The sequence below is a fragment of the Kitasatospora sp. NPDC004799 genome (genome assembly GCF_040609095.1).
Lineage (GTDB): Bacteria > Actinomycetota > Actinomycetes > Streptomycetales > Streptomycetaceae > Kitasatospora.
In genome coordinates this window covers 1-1146 of record NZ_JBEXJK010000831.1, presented here as the reverse complement: position 1 = coordinate 1146, position 1146 = coordinate 1, and the positions used below count along the sequence as shown (strand labels likewise).

General features: G+C 69.6%; 2 protein-coding genes. One reads left to right on the top strand and one right to left on the bottom strand.

Annotation, left to right across the window (positions count from 1 at the left end):
• Window positions 1–291: 291 nt before the first annotated feature.
• Entirely contained in the window at window positions 292–729 is a 438-nt protein-coding gene (locus tag ABZW03_RS41130; protein ID WP_355270035.1) for a hypothetical protein, read from the top strand.
• Window positions 730–864: 135 nt separating this feature from the next.
• Here ABZW03_RS41130 and ABZW03_RS41125 read toward each other — a convergent pair.
• The coding region (locus ABZW03_RS41125; RefSeq protein WP_355270033.1) for an electron transfer flavoprotein subunit alpha/FixB family protein at window positions 865–1146 on the bottom strand (282 nt) is incomplete at its 5' end.

The following is a 1146-nucleotide window of genomic DNA, read 5'->3' as shown; positions in this document are numbered from 1 at the left end:
ACCTCCGCCGCGAACGGAGCGATCTTCGCCTCGGCCAGCGAACGCACCGCCTCACGGAGCATCCCGTGCTCCTCGGAGATCCGGAAGAGATCGAACTCCTGGCTCATGATCGCCACTCCTGTTTCACGACGGTACTCAGTACCCTTCATTATGCATGCGCGCGGCAAAAAGGGAACTCAGTGCCTTCCCTTGGCGGCACTGAGTTCCCTATCCTTTTCGTGCCGAACTTCTGGCGTACCGCCGCCGAAGTTCCACCGAACGAAGCCGGTCCGAGCGCAGGGAGATGACAGCGTGGTCCACTCAGCCATCGACACCGACACCCGCAGTACGACGCTGTACTTCCAGCGCTGTACGTGGTGCAACAACCCGACCTTCCAGCGACTGCTCTGCCCCACCTGCGGGTCCACCGACCTCCGGCTGGAGCCCAGCGAGGGCACCGGCGTGGTGCGGCGCTGCGCGGTCGAGCAGGCCCGGACGCCGCTGGTCCGTCAGAAGTCCCTGATCCGCATGGCGGAGGGCTTCGACGTCTGGTGCATCGTGGACGGCATGCGCAGCACCGTCCCGGTGGGCACCCGGGTGCGGCTGCTCTCCTCCCCCGACTCCGACCAGCCGGAGCTGCGGCTGCTGCCGATGGAGGAGCCGCCGGTGCCGCTGGACACCGAGCCGCGCCCGCTGCCGCCCACCCAGGGCGGCTTCACCCAGCACCTCGCGGCCTTCGTCCCGGAGTGAGCCGCCCGACGGCCGGATCGGGCACGACGGACGGGACGGGCAGAACGGGCGGCGCGACGGAGCGCCGCCGGGAGACGACGGAGGGCGTGGCACCGAGTACCACTCGGTGCCACGCCCTCCACTGCCGTACGGGGATCAGGCCTTGCGGGCCTTCACCTCGGCGGTGAGCTGCGGCAGCACCTCGAAGAGGTCGCCGACCACGCCGTAGTCGGCGAGCTCGAAGATCGGGGCCTCGGGGTCCTTGTTGACGGCCACGATGGTCTTCGAGGTCTGCATGCCGGCCCGGTGCTGGATGGCGCCCGAGATGCCGTTGGCCACGTACAGCTGCGGGGAGACCTGCTTGCCGGTCTGGCCGACCTGGCTGCTGTGCGGGTACCAGCCGGCGTCCACGGCGGCGCGCGAGGCACCGACGGCCGC